The following is a 605-nucleotide window of genomic DNA, read 5'->3' as shown; positions in this document are numbered from 1 at the left end:
GGGCGCGGCAGGCCGTCCGAGCCCGCCATATAGAGCCTGTTGCAGCAGGCATCGTGGAGATCGGCCTCATCGAGTTGAAAAAGGATAATGCCGGTGTGGCCGGAATCTTCTTCGATGAAGCGCAACATCAGGTCGAAAGGCGTCATGCCAAGTGTAGCAGATGCTTCACGCATGTCGCTGCCTTCGAGATGCTTCGGGTCCACGACGCCAATGGCGGAGAGCCGCACATTCTCCCAACCGATGAGAAACACCTTGCTCTGGCCTGGAAAAGCGGCGCTGCCATTTTCCACCCAGTTGCGAATGTCCGACAGCTGGTTCGGATCGGCGAGCCGCGCCTTGAGCCCTTCGAGCCCCCCATCCATGGCGGCAGGCGGCAGGAGTTGCAGCAGCCAGGTGCTGCCCGCTGGATAGGGATACATGTCGAAGGAAATATCGATGCCTTCGGCGCGCATCGCCTCCAGCCGTTCGATGGCTCCGGGGATCTGGCCCCAATTCGGCTGGCCGGCCGATTGCAGATGCGACAGCAGTCCGGCCGTGCCGGATTTACGCAGCAAGCCGCCGAATTCGTCGATCGCGTCGAACAGGCCGGCCTCGTAGCTGCGCAC

1 pseudogene is annotated in these 605 nt (G+C 62.0%); it reads right to left on the bottom strand.

The annotated features are described in order from the left end of the window. Positions 1–605: pseudogene (locus AC1D0P_RS27095) on the bottom strand (hypothetical protein); the annotation flags it as partial.

Source organism: Polaromonas sp. P1_G2, from assembly GCF_056405515.1.
The sequence above is the reverse complement of the archived record's forward strand: the minus strand, read 5'-3'. Positions and strand labels throughout refer to the sequence as shown.